This is a genomic window from Citrobacter sp. CK180 (assembly GCF_030333655.1).
In the GTDB taxonomy this organism is placed as follows: domain Bacteria; phylum Pseudomonadota; class Gammaproteobacteria; order Enterobacterales; family Enterobacteriaceae; genus Citrobacter_B; species Citrobacter_B koseri.
This window is the reverse complement of the sequence record NZ_JAOWFM010000006.1, coordinates 1-836: the sequence shown is the minus strand read 5'-3', so window position 1 is coordinate 836 and position 836 is coordinate 1. Positions and strand designations below refer to the sequence as shown.

General features: G+C 58.6%; 1 pseudogene. It reads right to left on the bottom strand.

The annotated features are described in order from the left end of the window. Positions 1-512 precede the first annotated feature (512 nt). Positions 513-836 (bottom strand): annotated as a pseudogene (locus tag OGV50_RS00365) (transposase); the annotation flags it as partial.

Below are 836 nucleotides of genomic sequence, written 5' to 3'. Positions count from 1 at the left end.
AAAAAATCGGCCCAGATCCGCGAAATTTTAATCAGCGAGTCAGCTTGGGAAGAAATGACCTGCTTATTCGCACCTTCCCTGTCATCGGCGGCGGTACGCTGGCTACCGTGAGCACCTACACACTCAGCTGCCTGATGAGCGCCGCTCTGGAGTTACCGCGTTGCTGCATTGTGATTGCCAACCTATCCGGCAGCTATGTGGCTCAGACCAAGGCAATTGCCGAAGCAATCTCTAACCTCCAGCAAGAAGCCAGTCGCCAAGCGAGCACCATCACCCCCGTGCAGTTGGCGGGTACCTGTTCATCCCTGGCGCCTCTCCGCCTTGATGCTGGCAGATTCAGTCTGGCCTCGCGGTTCGACCTACCGAAATATCGGCGGTTACATTGTCCCCAGAGCTTCAGACCCGGCTGTTACCGGCCACGCCTGTCTGGGTAGGGAACGAGTGGTGGAACAGTCGGTTCCGTCGGGCGTTAACCTGCGGAACAGAAACCCATGCGACTTTCAGGTCGCACTGCCGAAATAATACTGGTTTCCCTTCTTGGTCTGGTGCATTTCCGGGTCGCGCTTGCCGTCCTTGTTCTTGGTCGAACTGGGCGCATTGATCAGCGTTGCATCGACGATGGTGCCCTGGCGCAGCGACAGGCCGCGGTCGCCCAGAGCCATTGATGACAGCGAGGATGCCGGCCGCCAGCTCGTGTTTCTCCAGCAAGCGGCGGAAGTTGAGAATGGTGGTTTCGTCGGGGATGCGCTCCAGGTGCAGCCCGGCAAACTGGCGCAGGATCGTGGTTTCGTACAGCGCTTCCTCCATCGCTGGATCGCTGTAGCCGAACCAGTTCT